The organism is Bordetella muralis (assembly GCF_054781015.1).
In genome coordinates this window covers 1,029,915-1,047,104 of sequence record NZ_BAAGVF010000008.1, presented here as the reverse complement: position 1 = coordinate 1,047,104, position 17,190 = coordinate 1,029,915, and the positions used below count along the sequence as shown (strand labels likewise).

Below are 17,190 nucleotides of genomic sequence, written 5' to 3'. Positions count from 1 at the left end.
CAGGAAGGAGTCGATCATGAGCAGCGTCACTGTAGACCACGTGTCGCCAGGCCACGGACAGGGCCACGACCACGGCCACGATGACCATCACCACGCGATCCCTACGGGATGGCGCCGCTGGCTATTTGCGACCAACCACAAAGACATCGGGACGATGTATCTCATCTTCTCGTTTGTCATGCTGCTCGAGGGCGGCACGCTGGCGCTGTTGCTGCGCACCGAGCTCTTTGAGCCCGGGCTGCAGTTCTTTCAGCCGGAGCTGTTCAACCAGTTCACCACCATGCACGGCCTGATCATGGTGTTCGGCGCGATCATGCCGTCATTCGTGGGCTTTGCAAACTGGATGATTCCGATGCAGATCGGCGCGTCCGACATGGCTTTTGCCCGCATGAATAACTTCAGCTTCTGGCTGCTGCCCGTGGCTGCCATCATGCTGACGGCATCGTTCTTTGTGCCAGGCGGCGCGACGGCTGCCGGCTGGACGCTGTATGCTCCGCTGTCGGCCCAGATGGGCCCAGGCATGGACCTGGCTATTTTTGCCGTGCACATCATGGGCGCGTCGTCCATCATGGGTGCGATCAACGTCATCGTCACGATTTTGAACATGCGTGCACCGGGCATGACGCTGATGAAGATGCCCTTGTTCTGCTGGACCTGGCTGATCACGGCGTTCTTGCTGATTGCCGTGATGCCCGTGCTGGCAGCTGCCATCACCATGGTGCTGACCGATCGCCATTTTGGCACCGGCTTTTTCAACGCGGCCGCCGGCGGTGACCCGGTGCTTTATCAGCACGTGTTCTGGTTCTTCGGGCATCCCGAGGTCTACATCATGATCTTGCCGGCGTTCGGCATCGTGTCGGCCATCGTGCCCGCCTTTGCCCGCAAAAAGCTGTTCGGCTATGCTTCCATGGTGTATGCGACCTCGGCGATTGCGGTGCTGTCGTTCATCGTGTGGGCTCACCACATGTTTACCACCGGCATGCCCGTCACCGGCCAGTTGTATTTCATGTACGCCACCATGTTGATTTCCATCCCGACCGGGGTAAAGGTTTTCAACTGGATCGCGACCATGTGGCGCGGTTCGATGACCTTTGAAACCCCGATGCTGTTCGCGGTGGGCTTTATCTTTGTGTTCACCATGGGCGGCTTTACGGGCCTGATCCTGTCGGTCGCGCCCATCGATATCCAGGTGCACGATACCTACTACGTGGTGGCGCATTTCCATTACGTGCTGGTGGCTGGCTCGTTGTTCGCCCTGTTTGCAGGCGCCTATTACTGGGTACCCAAATGGACCGGCCGCATGTACAACGAAAAACTCGGCAAATGGCATTTCTGGTCGACGCTGATTTCGTTCAACGTGACGTTCTTCCCGATGCACTTCCTGGGTCTGGCCGGCATGCCGCGCCGCTATGCCGACTACGCCGCGCAGTTCACGACGTTCCACCAGATCGCCACCATCGGCGCATTCTGGTTCGGCCTGTCGCAACTGCTGTTCCTGTACACCATCCTGCGTTGTTACCGTGGCAAGGGCGAGGTCGCTGCCGCAAAACCCTGGGAAGGCGCCGAGGGCCTGGAATGGACCGTGCCATCGCCGGCCCCGTTCCATACCTTTGAAACGCCGCCCGAGGTCAAGTGAATCCGACTCGCAGGTTGTCATGACTCCAGAACAACGTCGTCGTAACCGGATTATCGGATTGGTCTTGCTGGCGCTGGTGGTGGCCATCTTTGCCTGGACCTTCTTTCGAGGTTCGGCGACGCTGGGTGGCGTAGCCGTGAAGTAGGTAACCATGACACACGACATCCGGAATGCCTCGCAACGCAAGCTGAATTTCCTGCAAACGCTGAAAGCGGTGTTGTGGGGCATGTTTGGCGTGCGGCGCGGGGCAGGCTACGAAGAGGATGCGGGCAAACTGAATCCCGTGCATCTGATCGTGGCCGGCGTGTTGGCTGGCGTGATTTTTGTGTTGGTGCTAGTCGCTATCGTGCGATGGGCCGTGGCTAGTTTGAGCTAAGGAGAAGACCATGAGTGCAAGCCACTCGGTTCAAGGAAAAGAGGCACCGTACTACTACGTACCGGCGGATTCTGCTCATCCCGTGCGCAGCGCTGTGGCTTTGCTGGCAACGGGGATAGGCGCGGCTGCCTGGGTCAACGATGTCAGTTGGGGAAAGTGGCTGGTCCTGGCCGGGATACTCAGTCTGATAGTCGTGTTGTATTTCTGGTTCGGCGACGCTATACACGAGTCCGAGACGGGAATGAACAGCAAGCGCATCGACCTGTCGTATCGCTGGGGCATGAGCTGGTTCATCTTTTCCGAGGTCATGTTCTTTGCGGGTTTTTTTGGCGCGCTCTGGTACGTGCGTACGATCACGACGCCCTGGCTGGGAGACCTGGACCACAAACTGATGCTTTGGCCGGATTTCCAGGCGGCATGGCCGAATTTCGGGCCGGCAGGCGTCGTCGAGCATTTCCAGACGGTCGGCCCGTTCTGGCTGCCCACCATCAACACCGCCTTGCTGTTGTCCTCGGGCGTGACGCTGACCATCGCGCACCATGCCTTGCGTGAGAACCATCGCGGTAAAACCATGTTCTGGTTGTTTGCGACCGTGGTGTTGGGCTTTGTGTTTGTGGCCTGTCAGGCTTATGAATACCATCACGCCATCACCGAACTGAATCTGAAATTCAACTCAGGCGTGTATGGGTCGCTGTTCTACATGTTGACTGGATTCCACGGCTTTCACGTCATTATGGGCGCGACCATGCTGACGGTGATCCTGATTCGTTTGATGCGCGGACACTTTACGGCCGACCATCATTTTGGTTTCGAGGGCGCAGCCTGGTATTGGCACTTTGTGGACGTGGTCTGGCTCGGCCTGTACCTGTTCGTGTATTGGTTCTAAATCGTCTGAGCGACCGCGAATGCCCCCGTCAGGGGGCATTCGCACACCAGCGATTGTGATTTGCTGCGAGGGAATGCACCGACGGCCGTATTGTGGCCGGCCAGCCACGCTGGCGCTCATCGATAACCGGTGCTTTCGATCCAGCCCATATGATGGGCGAACAAGACAAACAGAAATAGGGCGACCGACAGCCCGATACGTACGGTCAGTGCGTTGACGGTCCGATTGGTCGTGCCCTTGTCTTTCATCAAATAAATCAGCGCAGAGGCGAGACTGGCCAAAATACCGATGAATGCCAAGACGACAAATATGCGCATTTTGGCCTCCGGGTAAAACGGAATTATTGCAGACATGGCTCATTCAGTTCGGCGTATCTTTGCGGCTTTGGTATTGCTGGGCGTAGCCGTTGCAGTGCTGGCGTCACTGGGGGCGTGGCAACTGCGCCGTGCCGATGAACGGCGAGCCATTGCCGCCAGTATCGAGGCTGGACGGGCACAGCCGCCATTGGTATTGACCCCCGAGACGCAGTCCGATGTGCTGACTGCCTGGCGGCCGGCCCAGGCCACAGGGCAATGGCTGAATCAATACAGCGTCCTGCTGGATAACCGCAATCAGGACGGCAAGCCCGGCTATTGGCTGGCCACGCCGCTATTGCTGGACGCCGCGAGTCACCGGGCGGTGCTGGTTCTGCGAGGCTGGTTGCCGCGCTCGCTGTCCCCCCCGTCGTCTTCATCTCCGTCACCCAGGTCATCGGCGCCGCAATTACCCGACACGCCGGCCGGTGTGCAGTCCGTCATCGGCGAGCTGTCTGCGCGCGTGCCTCGTTTGTTCGAACTCTGGTCATTGGGCGGCGCGTCGCAGGGGCAGTTACCCGACGCGCTGCCTGCCGCGGACGGCCGTGTGCCTCAAGTCCAGAATCTGGAGTTGCCCGCCTATGCTCGAGCCACCGGTCTGAGCCTGCTGCCGGCCGTGCTGATGCAAACGCGTGGCGCGGATACACTGGTGCGCGATTGGCCCCAACCTTCGGTCGATTACAACCAGAATCGGGGTTATGCCTTGCAGTGGTTCTCGTTCGCTGCGATTGCGGCGGCTGCCTGGCTGGTGCTGGCATGGCGTGCCTTGCGCCGCCGGCGCGAACGCCAATTCGATGGTTCCCAGAACCCTTGAATGTGTCGCCGGTCTGATCATTCATTCTTGCACAGGAAAACGCGCGTGGCCCAAGTAACTCCTACTGCTCCTGCAAAAAAACGCTCGCTGATGCCGCTGGTATTGGTGTTCCTGTGCACCTTGGCACCGATTCTGGCGGCCTTTGTCATGTACAACAACCCGCAATGGTGGCCGGACGACTCCAGCAACTACGGCACCTTGATCGAGCCGCAGCGCCCCATGCCGAGCGCGAGCGAGCTGCAATTGACTACACTAGAGGGCAAGCCTTTCGATCTGCAAAGCTTGAAAGGCAAATGGTTGCTGCTCAGTGTGGGTGAAGCGGCCTGCCCGGAATCCTGCGCCCGCAAGCTCTTCATCACCCGTAATTCGCATGCCAGCCAGGGAAAAAACGTCGATCGTCTGGCGCGTGTCTGGTTCATCACTGACGACGGCGACGTCCCCGCCAAAGTGCTGGAGGCCTACCAAGGCACCATCATGGTCCGGGCGCGGCCCGAGCAATTGGCGCGTTTCCTGGTGGCGCGGGATGCGGGGGCGCCTACCACCCCCACCTCTGGCCAGCCGTCTGATTCACCTGTTCCATCGTTATCGAATTCCTCTTCATCCGGTCAATCCGCTTTATCCGCCCCTTCGGACCTATTGGGGCCCATCTGGGTCATTGATCCTCTGGGCAATCTCATGCTGCAGTTTCCCCCAGAGGCCGATGGCGTCAAGGTGCGCAAAGACATCAGCAAACTGATCTATAGCTCGCGCATTGGCTGACGGCCGGTCTTACTATGCAACACATCAAACAACGTTATCGCAAGCTGGTTTTCTTCACTTGGTTTCTGACGCTCGACCTGATCATGTTCGGTGCGTTTGTGCGCTTGACCGACTCCGGGCTCGGCTGCCCGGATTGGCCCGGCTGCTATGGCAAGGTGACGCCCCTGGGCGCCATGGGCGACATTCATCAGGCCACGCAATCCATGCCCTACGGGCCGGTCACGCTTTCCAAAGCGTGGATCGAGATGATTCACCGCTATGTCGGTGCGTTTCTGGGCATGTTGATCATTGCGATTGTGTTCATGGCTTGGCGTTATCGCCGCGAACTGGGGCGTTCTCCGGCGTTGGCGGTCGTGACGCTGGTTGCGGTGTGCGTGCAAGGGGCTTTTGGCGCCTGGACGGTGACGCACAAGCTCATGCCTGCCGTGGTGACCGCGCATTTGGTGCTGGGCCTGTCGCTGCTGGCGCTGATGACGTGGCTGTCGGCCCGCGAGCACCCGCATGCGCCGCTGCCGGCCACTGCCATCCGATGGCGTCCCTGGCTGATCGTGGGCGTTGCGCTGTTGGCCGTGCAAGTCGCCCTGGGGGGCTGGGTCAGTACGAACTATGCCGCCTTGGCATGTCTGGATTTTCCGACCTGCCACGGGCAATGGCTGCCGGATATGGATTTTCACGGTGGTTTTTCCATCATCCGGGGGCTAGGTGAATTGCCCTCTGGCGAGATGATTTCCCAGCATGCCCTGACGGCAATTCACTGGGTACATCGCAATTTTGCGTTTGTAGTGTTGATTTACCTGGGGATTTTGGCGTGGCGCCTGCGGGCGGAGCCCGGCCTGAGGGGGCCGGCCACCCTGACCTTGGCCCTGCTGGCGGCACAGTTGTGTACCGGTTTGACCACGATTTTCTTCCAGTGGCCCTTGCTGATTGCAGTGTTACATAATGGGGGCGCAGCCGGGCTGACCCTGGCCTGCGTGGTCATGTTGGTGCGTCTTTCCAACGCCGGGCGCCCTGCTCCGACCGCCTGATGGCCGTCAGCGTTTAAAATAGCCCCATTATGTCCAGTCTTGCCGCTCCTCAATCCGGCCTGCTACGCCAGTATCTCGTGCTGACCAAACCGCGCGTGACACAACTGGCGGTGTTCTGTGCCGTCATTGGTATGTTCCTGGCCGTGCCAGGCGTACCTGATCTCAACCATGTCGTTTTTGGCACGCTCGGTATTTGGCTCTTGGCCGCCGCGGCCTTTGCCATCAATTGCCTGATCGAACAGGAAGTCGATGCGCGCATGCTGCGCACGGCTCGCCGCGCTACGGCGCAGGGCACGATTTCGTCTGCCCAGGTCATCACGCTGTCGGGCTTGCTCGGCGGGGCAGGCATGCTGGTGCTGTATCACCTGGTCAACCCGCTGACCATGTGGCTGACGTTTGCCACATTTGTGGGTTACGCGATCATCTACACCATCATTCTCAAGCCGCGCACGCCGCAGAATATCGTCATCGGGGGGCTGTCGGGTGCGATGCCGCCGGCCCTGGGCTGGGCAGCAGTCGCGAATTCCGTGCCGGCCGAGGCATGGATACTGGTATTGATCATTTTCATCTGGACGCCGCCGCATTTCTGGGCGCTGGCCCTGTATCGCAGGCACGATTACGTCAAATCGGGCCTGCCCATGCTGCCGGTCACGCATGGGCAGAAATACACGCAGTTGCAGATCCTGCTGTATAGCCTCGTGTTGCTGGCCTCGACCACACTGCCCTATATCATCCGCATGAGCGGGTTATTCTATTTGGCATCGGCACTCGTGTTGGGCGCCGTGTTTGTCGCCTACGCCTGGCGGCTTTATCGTGAATACAGCGACGAGCTGGCGCGCCGGCTGTTCCGCTTTTCCATCCTGTATCTGTCGCTGTTGTTCGCCGCGTTGTTGGTGGACCACTGGGCCGGCATATTGCTTTGACCTGGGAGATCCCGTTTCATGTCCGTGTTTTCTACCCATCGCCGTGCCGTGCTGCGTGGCGCGGCTGCCCTTGTGCTGACGAGTGCTCTGGCCGCCTGCGGCGATCCTGCACCGAAATTCAAAGGTAACGACATCTCCGGTACGCAATTGGGTAAAGCGCTGGCATTGAATGACCATAACGGCCAGGCGCGCACGTTGCAGGATTTCGCCGGGAAAGTCGTCGTGGCATTTTTCGGCTTTACCCAATGCCCCGATGTTTGCCCCACGGCCTTGGCAGAGCTGTCGCAGGTCATGCAGAAACTGGGGCCCGATGCCGATCGCGTCCAGGTGTTGCTGATCAGTGTCGATCCCGAGCGCGATACGCCCGAGATCCTCAAGCAATACGTCACGACGTTCGACCCGCGTTTCCTGGGATTGACCGGCACGCCCGATCAAGTCAAAGCCACGGCCGCCTCGTTCAAGGCCTATTACGCCAAGGTCCCGACCGGGGACGGCAAGAACTACACCATGGATCACACTGCCGCGTTTTACCTGTTCGACGGTAAAGGCGAGTCGCGTGTGCTGGCCAACAGCACCATCGGCGTTGAGGCGATGGTGCACGATATCAAGCTATTGCTCGACTGATCATCGGCCTATTTGTCGATCCAGGGCGATTGCTGCCAGAGCTTGCGAAAATTGGCTTCGCCCACCTCCAGTTCCTTGGCGTAATCCGCTGGCGCCAAATAGCGCAGCGGGGCGAACATATCGCGCGCCTTGGCCTGAAACTCCGGATCTTGCATAGTCTTGTTCAAGGCATCGACCAGCTTGTCGCGCACATCCGCCGGCAGACCCTTGGGCGCGGCCAGGCCGCGTAATGAGGCCAGCTCGATATCGAAACCCTGTTCCTTAAAGGTGGGGATATCGGGCAGCGCTGATGAACGCGTCGAACCCATTTGCCCCAGGAAATGCAGCGGCGTGCCGCCTTTTTTGTATTGCAGAACTTCGCCGACGTTGATGGCGCCGATCATGATTTCGCCGCCTGCCACTGCGCCGCGCACTTCGCCCGCGCCCTTATAGGGCACATGAGTCAGCTTGGCGCCTGACGCGCGTGCGAATTGCAGCATCGCCAAATGGTCATCAGAGCCTGTGCCGGTCGTGCCGACGGTGGCCTTACCCGGTTTTTGCTTGGCATAGGCAGTCAGATCGGCCAAGGTTTTCACTTGATTGGTCTCGAGCACCGCGAAAGCCCCGGGATCATCGACAACGTTGCCAATCAGATCAAAGCTCTTCCAGGTGAATGAGGTTTCGCGCTCAATGGGGATCGTGAGCAGATTCGGGGTGTTGATGAAACCGATGGTGTAGCCATCCGGCTGCGCACGCGCGAGCTCCGCAAAACCGATGGCGCCGCCCGCACCAGGCCGGTTCAGCACCACAATGCGGCTGTCGCTACCCAAGTACTTCTGTAGAAACGGCGCCATCATGCGGGCGACCAAATCCGTCCCGCCGCCAGGGCCATACGACACGATGAAATTAATAGGGTGCGAGGGATAGTTAGCGGCCTGTGCCGTGCCTGTCAGGCCCATTACCGCGCCAAGGCAGGCTGCGCTCGCCGTCAAGCGAATGAAATGGCGCCGCAAGTTCAGAGTCTGCATAAGGTTGTCTCCTGGTGATGGCGGATGTCCCGCTCGTTTTCAGAAAGAATGCCGGCCAAGGCGCTCTAGAAACCGTGGCCAGACATCGGGGTTCAACAGACGTGGCGGCCGTTCGCCGCGCAGCATCATGATGAGTTGTTCTGCCGCGCCTCGCGCGACATTGCGCCGGGCTTCGTGGGTCACGCCCGCCGTATGAAAACTTCCTACGACGTTGTCATGCTGCAGCAGCGGGGCGTCGTTGCCCGGAGGCTCCTGATCCCAGACGTCCAGGCCAGCGCCCGCCAAGTGACCGCTGGTCAAGGCCGCATTGAGCGCGGCCTCATCGTGAATGCCGCCACGGGCCGTGGTGATAAATACCGATCCGCGCTTCATGGCGGAAAATTGATGCGTGCTGAACATCCCGCGTGTCTGAGCATTCAGCGGGCAATGCAGCGAGACGACATCCGCGGTGGCCAGCAACATGTCCAGATCCATCGGTTCGGCTCCGCGTTCGCGGATCGTCGTTGCATCCAGCAGCGGATCATAGGCGCACACACGCATGCCAAAACCCTGTGCGATCCGCACTACCCGGCGGCCAATTTCGCCGACGCCGATCAGGCCTATGCAGGTGCCTCGTATTTCATGGCCCATCAGCGATTCACGGCTGAAGCCGGTCGCAGTGCGGAGTTGCTGGTGAGACAGGACGATGCGTCGCTGTACGGCCAGCAGCAAGGCAAAGGTGTGTTCGGCAACCGAGTCCGCATTCATGCCCGCCTGGTTCACGACGGCTACGCCCGCCTCGGTGCACGCGGCCACGTCGATGGTGTCGTAGCCGGCTCCTGAGGACGAGACGCAAAGCAGCTCAGGGCAATTGCGCAGCAATTCGCGTGAGACAAACCATTCGTGCGGGAGCTCGTCCTTGGCCGCCGAAGCCAGATAGGCATGGGCCTGCTGCAGCTGGGCTAGCGTGTGATCCTTGTTGCCGCGGGCCGGCAATACCGATAGCGTGGCCGATTGCGCGACCAGTTCATCAAAAATCGGATTGACCCACAGGTCCAATCGGCAAACAAGAGGTGTCATTCTCAAACCGTCCTTTAACGTGCGGTGCGCGCTAAGCCGCCGCGCTCGGACAAGCAAGGGACAGTGCGCGGGGCCGGATGCCTACTCAGGCAGTCGCGGCGCGCAAGTCTCCATGATGTCGTTTCGAGGACTGTACGGAACTTATGTGGTGAAATAAAGCGAATATTTTTCCAAAAAATAAAACGCTTTTAGGAAACAAAGATTGGCGAGAAAGGCGTGCAAAGGCGCCGCGCGCATGCCGTCGACTCAGAGCATGCAGCTGGGCGCGTGAAAATCAATGGTCTCCACAGCCAGTTTGCGCATGCTTTCCAACATGGGCCGGGTATCGTCGCGCCGCCATTCAAAGCAATATTGCAGCGGCGTGAGTGGCGGAAACTCCGCCAGCAGCACCATTTCGCCGCGTTGACACAGCAACTGTGCCCAGGCGCTCGGCAAAAAGCCTACGCCCAATCCCTGGCGGATGATCCCCGCCACTGCGCCCCAGCTGTTGCACGACAGCGTACGTCCGGGAGCAAGCCGGTTGCTGGTCAGCCATTCGTCCAGGATACGGATGACGCCGGAGTTATGCGGCAGCGTCACCAGTGTCAGCTCGGACAGTTGTGCAGGTAGTGCCGGGCCGCGCCGGCCGAGCGCGCGAGGTGTGCCCACCCACGAGAATTCCACCTGCCCGATGGTGCTGGACGCAATGGCGGGTCGGGACGAGGGGCCGCCGATGATCGCGAAATCGAGCTCTCCTTCCTCCAGCTTGTCTTCTACCAGATGGCCGACATCGGCAAAGGGCTCGACCCGCAAATCGGGATGATCGCGCTGAATGGCCTCGATAAACTGCGGCATCCACGTCCACGAGGTCAATTCCCCCACGCCGAAACAGCAGCGCCCCGAGTAGTTCAGATGTGTGCCGGCTTGCTGCATGAACAGGTCCGCTCCCCGCAGCAACTCCTTCGCATGAGGCAGCAGGTGATCGCCCAACGGCGTCAGCGTTGCGGTGCGTGCGCTGCGATTAAAGAGTTGCGCGCCCAGCGACGTCTCCAGTTCGCCGATGCGTTTGGAGAGCGACGAGACGGAGATATTCAAACGGTTGGCGGCAATAGCGAAGTTCTTGCAGATTGCTGCCCAATAGAACGCTTCCAGTTGTTTGAGAGTCATATCTCGCCCGGCGGTGGGAAAAAAGCGAAATCAAATATATCAATAAATTCGCTTTTCTGAGATAAACCGTCGCGGACGCTACACCGGGCAATGCCCTTTTCACCCATGCGCTGCGCGCCACGCCTGGTACGCGGCCAGCGCCGCAGGCGTCAACTCGGCCGGCGTGATCTCGCGCTGATGTCCCATGATCATCAACGCGTAAGGCGTCGCCAGGGCGGCAGCCTCGGCACATAGGCGGGCCTCCTCGCCTTGCGAGGGCAGCCGGTTGCGCCAATAATTGATGGCCTGCTCGAGGTCGGGCAATGAGATGGGCGTATTCATGCTGGTATTGTCCCAGAACGACGCGTGAGAAGTCCGCCACGGTTTGCAAAGCGTCACGATAGCAACACGCCGATACTGCGGCCAGATGCTATATAACGGGCCGTGTTGTCGATGGAGGCACATTATGAATACCCAAGTTCCTACGCCGGGCGAAACGCCGCGTCGCCGTTTGCACCCGTTGGTAGCTACCGCCGCCGTGTCGGTCATCGTGTTGTCCACAGTCGCAGTGGCCTCTTTGCTGGGTTGGATTCCCACACCCGGGGCAGAGCCTACCGGCCAGACGCCTGTGCACGAAGCTCAAGTCCAGGCCGAGGCCGAGGCGCAGCAGGCCTCGGCTGACCCCGACGCTTCATCAGGCGTCGTAGGCGAAGGGGAGACTGCTCCCCCGGCCTCCCAGGCTGATGCTTCCGCGCAAGGCCGCACCAAAGCCCCATCGCCCGCGCCAGCCAAGTCCGCCAGCGTCTCAAAATCGTCTGCCTCTCAGACCTCGGCGGCCGGCAAATCGTCCGTGTCCTCTGCCACTTGCGCGAACTGTGGCGTGGTGGAGACCATACGGACCGTCCAGGTTCCCAAGAAAAACGAGGGCTATAACGTGGTGGGCACCGTCGCCGGCGGTGTCGTCGGAGGTGTAGTAGGCCATCAGTTCGGTGGGGGCAGCGGCAAAGACGCTCTGACCGTGCTGGGCGCCGTCGGTGGCGCTTTGGCAGGTCATGAAATCGAGCGTAATATCAGACAGCAACAGACCGTGACACACTACGAGCTGACGGTGCGCATGGATAATGGCAGCAAGCGTACGTTTCGCAGCTCGCAGCCGTTTGCCTATGCCTCCGGTGATCACGTCCGCGTCGAAAACGACCAACTGCTGCCACGCTAAGCATCGCCTCCTGGAGACTGCATGTCCAAGTCCAATACCAATCCCTTTGTTTTGCCTGGTTTAGGGCAGGACAACGACCTTTCGGGTAACCCGTTGCTGGCCAGCATGGAGATGATGCGCAAGGCATGGGCGGGACTGGCGGGCCCGGGGGGCTTGGCACAATCGTTGCCTATTGCCCCTCCGATGAATCTCGAGGAGCTCGAGCGCCGCATTGCCGAACTGCGTACCGTCGAAAGCTGGCTGCGCATGAACCTGTCAATGTTGAGCAGCGCCATCCAAGGCATGGAGGTTCAGCGTTCCACCATCACAACGTTGCGCTCCTTTGTGGCTGGCGCGACCGGGAATGGTCCATCTCCCCTGGAGATCGTGCTGGGACTGAAACCTGCTCAGGGTGCGGCTAAGCCTGCGCCGGCATCGACGGGGGCGTCCTCCCGTTCCGAACCCCGCCCGTCAACTGCCGAGGCACCGGCTTCCTCTGGCGATGAGGGACCGGCGCCATCCGTTGGTGCCGATACTGCCAGCATGGCCGATCAGATGAATCAGGCCTCGCAAGCATGGTGGAATCTGCTGCAGCAGCAATTCAACCAGATCGCGACAGCCACGGCCTCCAGCATGCCCGATCCCGCCGCCATGCAAGCGGCAGCTGAAGCGGCGACCGGGGCTCCTCCTGCGCAAGCGAACTCTGCACCAGCCGCTGCGCCTGCGGCTCCTCGCAAGCGTGCGCCGCGCAAAGCCGCGGCCAAACGTGCGCCCGCCGCACCGAAGTCATAACCTTTCCATTCAATCGCGCGGCGAGCCTGTTGCTTGTCGCCCTAAAGCTGTTTCCTGAATTCCTATGCTAAATGTCGTTATTCTTGCCGCCGGACTGGGTAAACGCATGCAGTCCGATCTGCCCAAAGTCTTGCACCCCCTCGCGGGCAAACCGATGCTCGAGCATGTGCTCGATAGCGCCAGCCAACTGAATCCCGGCCGCATTACGATCGTGGTCGGTCATGGCGCCGACCGTGTCCGTGGGGCATTCGACGGCCGCGCAGACCTCAGCTTTGCCTTGCAACAGCCGCAACAGGGCACAGGCCATGCCGTTCAGCAGGCAGTTCCGTTCCTGCAGGAAGACGGTAAAGACGATGTGACGCTGGTGCTATACGGCGATGTGCCGTTGGTGCAGCCCGACACACTGCGCCGCTTGCTTGACGCGCGCGGCGAGGGTGCTGCCGTCTTGACCGAGATTCTGGACGATGCGACGGGTTATGGCCGTATCGTGCGCAACGACCAGGGCCAGGTCACGCGCATCGTCGAACACAAGGACGCCAGCGAGGCTGAACGCGCCATTCGCGAGGTCAATACCGGCATTCTGGTAGCTCCCACGGCCAAGCTCAAGGACTGGCTCAGCCGTATCGACAACAACAACGCTCAGGGCGAGTACTACCTGACCGACGTGGTCGGCCTGGCTGTCGCCGATGGTGTGCCGGTGGGCGCTGCCCAGCCCGCTGCAGGTTGGGAAACGCTGGGTGTAAACAGTCGCGTGCAGCAAGCCGAGCTGGAGCGCCGTTACCAGCAAGAACAAGCCCGTCGTCTGCTCGAGGCGGGTGTGACGCTCGCTGACCCTGCACGTTTCGACGTGCGCGGTTCGCTGACCTGCGGACGCGACGTGGTCATCGATGTGGGCTGCGTATTCGAGGGCAAAGTCGAATTGGCCGATGGCGTGCGCGTCGGCCCGCATTGCGTATTGCGTGACGTTTCTGTGGGCGCCGGCACGCAGATCGAGGCATTCAGCCATATTCAGCAAGCCGTTGTCGGCAGCGACGCGCGTATCGGCCCCTATGCCCGGCTGCGTCCCGGCGCACAGTTGGGCGATCGCACTCATGTAGGCAACTTTGTCGAAATCAAAAACAGCGTGCTGGACGTGGACAGCAAAGCCAACCATTTGGCGTATATCGGTGACGCCGATATCGGCGCTCGCGTCAACGTTGGCGCAGGGGTCATCACCTGCAACTACGACGGTGCCAACAAGTTCCGCACGACCATCGAGGACGATGCTTTTATCGGTTCGGATAGCCAACTGGTTGCTCCGGTGCGCGTGGGCCGTGGCGCCACATTAGGCGCTGGCACCACGTTGACCACCGACGCACCCGCAGGGAAACTGACCATCTCGCCACGGGCGCGCCCGAGCACGATCGAGGGCTGGCAGCGCCCCCAGAAAAAGTCGTGAGCGCCGCAGCACCGGAGGAACCGGAACCTCGCGAAGAGCCTCGCCCTCGTCCTGCGTTGCCTGATGGCTTGCCGACACCGCGGCGATATTGGGCAGCCGCTACGGTCCTGACGGGCATCAGCCTGTCGGTGTTGGATACCTCCATCGCCAATGTGGCGCTGCCCACCATTTCCGTCGACCTGCAGGCGCAGCCCTCGCAGGCGGTGTGGGTGGTCAACGCCTACAACTTGGCAGTGGTGATGCTGTTGCTGCCGTTGTCCGCCTTATCCGAGCGCATCGGCTTTCGGCGCATGTTTTCGATCGGGTTGGCCTTGTTCACCGTCGCATCGTTATGCGGTGCGATCTCGACGTCGCTGTGGCAATTAACCGCTGCGCGTGTGGTGCAGGGCATCGGCGCAGCTTCGCTGATGTGCATGTTCGGCGGGTTGGTGCGCAATATCTATCCGCTGCACATGCTCGGTCGCGGTATCAGCATCAATGCGACCGCTGTGGCAGTCATGTCCGTGCTGGGGCCCACGATAGGCTCGGTCATCCTCGAGCTCGCACACTGGCGCTGGATCTTTGCCATTAATCTTCCCATCTGCATCGGCGTCATGTTTGGCCTGCGGCATCTACCCGAGGTACCTCGCAGCAACATTCGTCTCGATTGGCGCAGTGCCTTGCTATGCATGTTGACGCTCGGCGTCTTTATTTCCGGTGTGGACACGCTGGGCCAGAACGCCTGGCGCGGTGTGTTGCTCATCGCGGTAGCGGTTGTGGCGGGCTGCATATTGGTGCGTCGTGTGAGTCATCAACCTGCGCCCTTGGTGCCCATCGATCTGTTGCGGATTCGATCCGTTGCCTATGCGGTAGCGGCGTCGGCATGTACTTTTGCGGCCCAGATGGCCTCGTTTGTGTCATTGCCGTTTTATTTTCAACAGGTCCTGGGCCGACCCTATTTAGAGGTCGGCATGTTGATGGGGGCGTGGCCAGTCGGTACCGCCATCGTGGCGCCCTTGGCAGGCCGCATGTCCGATCGTTATTCCGCTGCGATGCTCAGTGGCGCGGGGGCCGCGGCCATGATGTTGGGACTGGCCACCCTGGCATTCTTGCCGCTCAGCGCGAGCAATACCTGGATCATGGTCGCGATGTTCATTACTGGCATGGGGTTCGGTTTTTTTCAGACCCCCAATAACCGGGCCATGTTGTCCTCGGCACCGCGGCAACGCAGCGGCGCTGCGGGCGGTATGCAGGCGACGACACGCGTATTTGGTCAGAGTTTCGGTACGGCATTGGTCGCTATCGCCTTTGGTATGGGTGGTGCTCACGGACCTTCTGTCGCCTTGATATTGGCAACGGTATGCGCGGCGTTGGCGATAGGCGTCAACACAGTGCGAGCCAACAAGCTTCGGACAGATTGAAATCCCGAAAGCATCCCTCGCATGTCGTGCTCCTATAATGCGCCGATATAGGCTTCCTTAGACGTTGCGCATGAAAATCCTGCAACTCAATTTTGAAAAAGGCTGGCGCGGCGGCGAACGTCAAACGCTCTATTGCATGCGCGCCTTTCGCGCCGCGGGCCACGACGTAGAGGTGCTGTGCCGTGCGGGCGCGCCGCTGCAGGCACGTGCTGCCGAAGACGGCTTCGTCGCCCATGGCGTACACAACGTATTTGCGCAACTCGCCTATTTGGCACGCGCCGGCCACCGCTACGACATCATCCATGCGCAAACGGCCAACACCGTGACCTGGGCGGTGCTGACCAAGGCCTTGCATCGTTGTCCCGTTGTGTTTTCCCGCCGCACCTCGTTCGAGGTCAAACCCAACGAAGAATGGAAAACCGGCGCCAAGTGGCGGCGTGTCGACTGTTTTGTCGCCATCAGCGAAATGGCCGCTGCCGAGCCGCGCCGTCTCGGTTTGCATCCCGTCATCATCCGCAGCGCGGTCGAGCCGCACACCATCGATACCGGCAACGTCGGGCGCTTGGTTGCCGAGCTGGGCCTGCAGGGCAAAAAGGTCTTGGCGACCTCAGCCGCGCTCATTCATGACAAAGATCCCATCACGCTGATCCGTGCGGTCGGCGAGTTGGCCCGCACGCGTAGCGACTTTGTTTTTGTGCACTTTGGCGCGGGAGGTGATCGCGAGGTGCAGGCCCGGGCAGAGGTTGAGGCACTCGGATTACAAGATATCTATCTCTTTGCCGGCTTTCGTAAAGGCATCGAAGACTACTACAGCATCTTTGACGTGTTTGTCATGAGCTCCCTCGAAGAGGCGCTGGGCAGCAGCGTGCTCGACGCCTTTCTGCAGCGTGTGCCTGTGGTCTCAACCGACGCCGGTGGCCTGAAAGAAAGCCTCGCAGATGGCCGTGGCGTGTTGTGCGCGGTGGGAGACATGCAAGGCATGGCGCAAGGCATGGCCCGTTGTCTGGATGATGCGGCCTTTCGCGCCGACTGCACCCAACGCGCCTACGATTATGTGCGCACCGAGCATGACGTCACCGAGATGGGACGGCGCTACCTCGCGCAGTTCAACAAACTGCTGGCCTCACGCCGAGTCTGATCGATGCTATGCATCGGGCACTTCGACTCGTGTTTCGAATTTTGCCCGATGCACTGAAAAAAACGTGCGCACGTTACGCACATTCGCTTGTGCCGTGAACGCCCGATGCACTAGCGCATGATAGGCGGGCATATCCCGCACTTGCACGATCACGACAAAATCCGGACCTGTCGATACCCGATAGCATTGCTGTACGGCCGGTTCATCCATCAGGCTGCGTTCAAACGCATTCAGACTTTCTGCCGCCTGCACATCCAGCGTGATCTCCACAATCGCCGTCAAACTGCTGCCCAGCTTTTCCGGCGCCAGGATGGCCACCTGCCGTGCGATCACTCCCGATTCCACCAATCGCCGCACCCGGCGCAGGCAGGTCGGTGGCGATGCATGCACCCGCGCCGCCAACTCCTGGTTCGTCAGCGCGCTGTCCTGCTGCAGCTGATTCAGGATGCGACGATCCAAATCATCCAATTCCAGCGGGAGGGGGTCATTGTCTTGCATTTTTATTTCATAAATATGGATTAAACGAAAATATATTTAATCACGTTTAAGTAAGAAAATAAGATTTCATAGGTAATCAAATAAGGAAATCAAATTTCACTCCATCCGGCGCACAATCTGCCCCATACCCAAATTATTGGAG

The 17,190-nt window shown here is 60.1% G+C and carries 20 protein-coding genes; 14 read left to right on the top strand and 6 right to left on the bottom strand.

Annotation, left to right across the window (positions count from 1 at the left end; genetic code table 11):
- The first annotated feature begins 16 nt into the window (after positions 1-16).
- Genes ctaD through ACYVIT_RS22510 form a run of 4 tightly spaced genes read left to right on the top strand, consistent with a single transcriptional unit; the run spans position 17 to position 2,898 of the window.
- Positions 17-1,636 carry a cytochrome c oxidase subunit I gene (gene ctaD, locus ACYVIT_RS22525; protein WP_415804699.1) on the top strand — a complete coding sequence of 540 codons (1,620 nt, stop codon included), beginning with the start codon at positions 17-19 and terminating at the stop codon, positions 1,634-1,636.
- 19 nt (positions 1,637-1,655) lie between these two features.
- A complete protein-coding gene (locus ACYVIT_RS22520) occupies positions 1,656-1,781 on the top strand; it encodes a cytochrome oxidase small assembly protein (RefSeq protein WP_217903900.1) in 126 nt (41 codons plus the stop codon).
- Positions 1,782-1,787: 6 nt separating this feature from the next.
- Entirely contained in the window at positions 1,788-2,012 is a 225-nt protein-coding gene (locus ACYVIT_RS22515; RefSeq protein WP_415804698.1) for a DUF2970 domain-containing protein, read from the top strand.
- 10 nt (positions 2,013-2,022) lie between these two features.
- On the top strand, positions 2,023-2,898 hold the full coding sequence (locus tag ACYVIT_RS22510) for a cytochrome c oxidase subunit 3 (protein ID WP_415804697.1): 876 nt from the start codon (positions 2,023-2,025) through the stop codon (positions 2,896-2,898).
- A gap of 116 nt (positions 2,899-3,014) precedes the next feature.
- Here ACYVIT_RS22510 and ACYVIT_RS22505 read toward each other — a convergent pair whose 3' ends face one another.
- Complete coding sequence (locus ACYVIT_RS22505; RefSeq protein WP_094819629.1) at positions 3,015-3,215, bottom strand: twin transmembrane helix small protein; 201 nt, start codon at positions 3,213-3,215, stop codon at positions 3,015-3,017.
- Between the two features lie 34 nt (positions 3,216-3,249).
- On the opposite strand from ACYVIT_RS22505, the gene ACYVIT_RS22500 reads away from it, so the two are divergent.
- The 5 genes from ACYVIT_RS22500 to ACYVIT_RS22480 all read left to right on the top strand — a co-directional run bounded on the left by ACYVIT_RS22500 (position 3,250) and on the right by ACYVIT_RS22480 (position 7,396).
- Entirely contained in the window at positions 3,250-4,065 is an 816-nt protein-coding gene (locus ACYVIT_RS22500; RefSeq protein ID WP_415804696.1) for an SURF1 family protein, read from the top strand.
- A 90-nt stretch (positions 4,066-4,155) separates the two neighbouring features.
- Entirely contained in the window at positions 4,156-4,824 is a 669-nt protein-coding gene (locus ACYVIT_RS22495; RefSeq protein WP_415804836.1) for an SCO family protein, read from the top strand.
- Between the two features lie 14 nt (positions 4,825-4,838).
- Complete coding sequence (locus ACYVIT_RS22490; RefSeq protein WP_415804695.1) at positions 4,839-5,849, top strand: COX15/CtaA family protein; 1,011 nt, start codon at positions 4,839-4,841, stop codon at positions 5,847-5,849.
- Positions 5,850-5,878: 29 nt separating this feature from the next.
- Positions 5,879-6,772 carry a heme o synthase gene (cyoE, locus tag ACYVIT_RS22485; protein WP_415804694.1) on the top strand — a complete coding sequence of 298 codons (894 nt, stop codon included), beginning with the start codon at positions 5,879-5,881 and terminating at the stop codon, positions 6,770-6,772.
- Between the two features lie 18 nt (positions 6,773-6,790).
- Complete coding sequence (locus ACYVIT_RS22480) at positions 6,791-7,396, top strand: SCO family protein (RefSeq protein WP_415804693.1); 606 nt, start codon at positions 6,791-6,793, stop codon at positions 7,394-7,396.
- Between the two features lie 8 nt (positions 7,397-7,404).
- On the opposite strand, the gene ACYVIT_RS22475 is transcribed toward ACYVIT_RS22480, so the two are convergent.
- The 4 genes from ACYVIT_RS22475 to ACYVIT_RS22460 form a co-directional block, all read right to left on the bottom strand.
- Positions 7,405-8,403, bottom strand: coding sequence for a Bug family tripartite tricarboxylate transporter substrate binding protein (locus ACYVIT_RS22475; RefSeq protein ID WP_415804692.1), 999 nt, complete (start codon positions 8,401-8,403; stop codon positions 7,405-7,407).
- Positions 8,404-8,442: 39 nt separating this feature from the next.
- The gene (locus tag ACYVIT_RS22470) at positions 8,443-9,462 is read right to left on the bottom strand and encodes a hydroxyacid dehydrogenase (RefSeq protein ID WP_415804691.1); all 1,020 of its coding nucleotides are present in this window, start codon (positions 9,460-9,462) and stop codon (positions 8,443-8,445) included.
- 246 nt (positions 9,463-9,708) lie between these two features.
- The gene (locus ACYVIT_RS22465; RefSeq protein WP_415804690.1) at positions 9,709-10,608 is read right to left on the bottom strand and encodes a LysR family transcriptional regulator; all 900 of its coding nucleotides are present in this window, start codon (positions 10,606-10,608) and stop codon (positions 9,709-9,711) included.
- Between the two features lie 99 nt (positions 10,609-10,707).
- Complete coding sequence (locus tag ACYVIT_RS22460; protein WP_094819496.1) at positions 10,708-10,929, bottom strand: DUF3717 domain-containing protein; 222 nt, start codon at positions 10,927-10,929, stop codon at positions 10,708-10,710.
- 124 nt (positions 10,930-11,053) lie between these two features.
- On the opposite strand from ACYVIT_RS22460, the gene ACYVIT_RS22455 reads away from it, so the two are divergent.
- From ACYVIT_RS22455 to ACYVIT_RS22435, 5 genes are all read left to right on the top strand, one after another.
- Complete coding sequence (locus ACYVIT_RS22455; RefSeq protein WP_415804689.1) at positions 11,054-11,803, top strand: glycine zipper 2TM domain-containing protein; 750 nt, start codon at positions 11,054-11,056, stop codon at positions 11,801-11,803.
- Between the two features lie 21 nt (positions 11,804-11,824).
- Positions 11,825-12,574: a PhaM family polyhydroxyalkanoate granule multifunctional regulatory protein gene (locus ACYVIT_RS22450; protein ID WP_415804688.1), complete on the top strand. Its 750-nt coding sequence runs from the start codon at positions 11,825-11,827 to the stop codon at positions 12,572-12,574.
- Between the two features lie 64 nt (positions 12,575-12,638).
- Positions 12,639-14,012 carry a bifunctional UDP-N-acetylglucosamine diphosphorylase/glucosamine-1-phosphate N-acetyltransferase GlmU gene (glmU, locus tag ACYVIT_RS22445; protein WP_415804687.1) on the top strand — a complete coding sequence of 458 codons (1,374 nt, stop codon included), beginning with the start codon at positions 12,639-12,641 and terminating at the stop codon, positions 14,010-14,012.
- Complete coding sequence (locus ACYVIT_RS22440; protein WP_415804686.1) at positions 14,009-15,412, top strand: MFS transporter; 1,404 nt, start codon at positions 14,009-14,011, stop codon at positions 15,410-15,412. The genes glmU and ACYVIT_RS22440 overlap by 4 nt, the downstream gene beginning before the upstream one ends.
- Before the next feature lie 70 nt (positions 15,413-15,482).
- Complete coding sequence (locus tag ACYVIT_RS22435; protein ID WP_415804685.1) at positions 15,483-16,550, top strand: glycosyltransferase family 4 protein; 1,068 nt, start codon at positions 15,483-15,485, stop codon at positions 16,548-16,550.
- Positions 16,551-16,556: 6 nt separating this feature from the next.
- Here the strand turns inward: ACYVIT_RS22435 and ACYVIT_RS22430 are convergent, their stop codons facing one another.
- Positions 16,557-17,048: an Lrp/AsnC family transcriptional regulator gene (locus tag ACYVIT_RS22430; RefSeq protein ID WP_415804684.1), complete on the bottom strand. Its 492-nt coding sequence runs from the start codon at positions 17,046-17,048 to the stop codon at positions 16,557-16,559.
- Positions 17,049-17,190 lie beyond the last annotated feature (142 nt).

What these genes read in the sequence shown, in the direction of transcription:
- ctaD (WP_415804699.1), top strand. Translation starts at nt 17, where the DNA reads ATGAGCAGCGTCACTGTAGACCACGTGTCGCCAGGCCACGGACAGGGC.
- ACYVIT_RS22520 (WP_217903900.1), top strand. Translation starts at nt 1,656, where the DNA reads ATGACTCCAGAACAACGTCGTCGTAACCGGATTATCGGATTGGTCTTG.
- ACYVIT_RS22515 (WP_415804698.1), top strand. Translation starts at nt 1,788, where the DNA reads ATGACACACGACATCCGGAATGCCTCGCAACGCAAGCTGAATTTCCTG.
- ACYVIT_RS22510 (WP_415804697.1), top strand. Translation starts at nt 2,023, where the DNA reads ATGAGTGCAAGCCACTCGGTTCAAGGAAAAGAGGCACCGTACTACTAC.
- ACYVIT_RS22505 (WP_094819629.1), bottom strand. Translation starts at nt 3,215, where the DNA reads ATGCGCATATTTGTCGTCTTGGCATTCATCGGTATTTTGGCCAGTCTC.
- ACYVIT_RS22500 (WP_415804696.1), top strand. Translation starts at nt 3,250, where the DNA reads ATGGCTCATTCAGTTCGGCGTATCTTTGCGGCTTTGGTATTGCTGGGC.
- ACYVIT_RS22495 (WP_415804836.1), top strand. Translation starts at nt 4,156, where the DNA reads ATGCCGCTGGTATTGGTGTTCCTGTGCACCTTGGCACCGATTCTGGCG.
- ACYVIT_RS22490 (WP_415804695.1), top strand. Translation starts at nt 4,839, where the DNA reads ATGCAACACATCAAACAACGTTATCGCAAGCTGGTTTTCTTCACTTGG.
- cyoE (WP_415804694.1), top strand. Translation starts at nt 5,879, where the DNA reads ATGTCCAGTCTTGCCGCTCCTCAATCCGGCCTGCTACGCCAGTATCTC.
- ACYVIT_RS22480 (WP_415804693.1), top strand. Translation starts at nt 6,791, where the DNA reads ATGTCCGTGTTTTCTACCCATCGCCGTGCCGTGCTGCGTGGCGCGGCT.
- ACYVIT_RS22475 (WP_415804692.1), bottom strand. Translation starts at nt 8,403, where the DNA reads ATGCAGACTCTGAACTTGCGGCGCCATTTCATTCGCTTGACGGCGAGC.
- ACYVIT_RS22470 (WP_415804691.1), bottom strand. Translation starts at nt 9,462, where the DNA reads ATGACACCTCTTGTTTGCCGATTGGACCTGTGGGTCAATCCGATTTTT.
- ACYVIT_RS22465 (WP_415804690.1), bottom strand. Translation starts at nt 10,608, where the DNA reads ATGACTCTCAAACAACTGGAAGCGTTCTATTGGGCAGCAATCTGCAAG.
- ACYVIT_RS22460 (WP_094819496.1), bottom strand. Translation starts at nt 10,929, where the DNA reads ATGAATACGCCCATCTCATTGCCCGACCTCGAGCAGGCCATCAATTAT.
- ACYVIT_RS22455 (WP_415804689.1), top strand. Translation starts at nt 11,054, where the DNA reads ATGAATACCCAAGTTCCTACGCCGGGCGAAACGCCGCGTCGCCGTTTG.
- ACYVIT_RS22450 (WP_415804688.1), top strand. Translation starts at nt 11,825, where the DNA reads ATGTCCAAGTCCAATACCAATCCCTTTGTTTTGCCTGGTTTAGGGCAG.
- glmU (WP_415804687.1), top strand. Translation starts at nt 12,639, where the DNA reads ATGCTAAATGTCGTTATTCTTGCCGCCGGACTGGGTAAACGCATGCAG.
- ACYVIT_RS22435 (WP_415804685.1), top strand. Translation starts at nt 15,483, where the DNA reads ATGAAAATCCTGCAACTCAATTTTGAAAAAGGCTGGCGCGGCGGCGAA.
- ACYVIT_RS22430 (WP_415804684.1), bottom strand. Translation starts at nt 17,048, where the DNA reads ATGCAAGACAATGACCCCCTCCCGCTGGAATTGGATGATTTGGATCGT.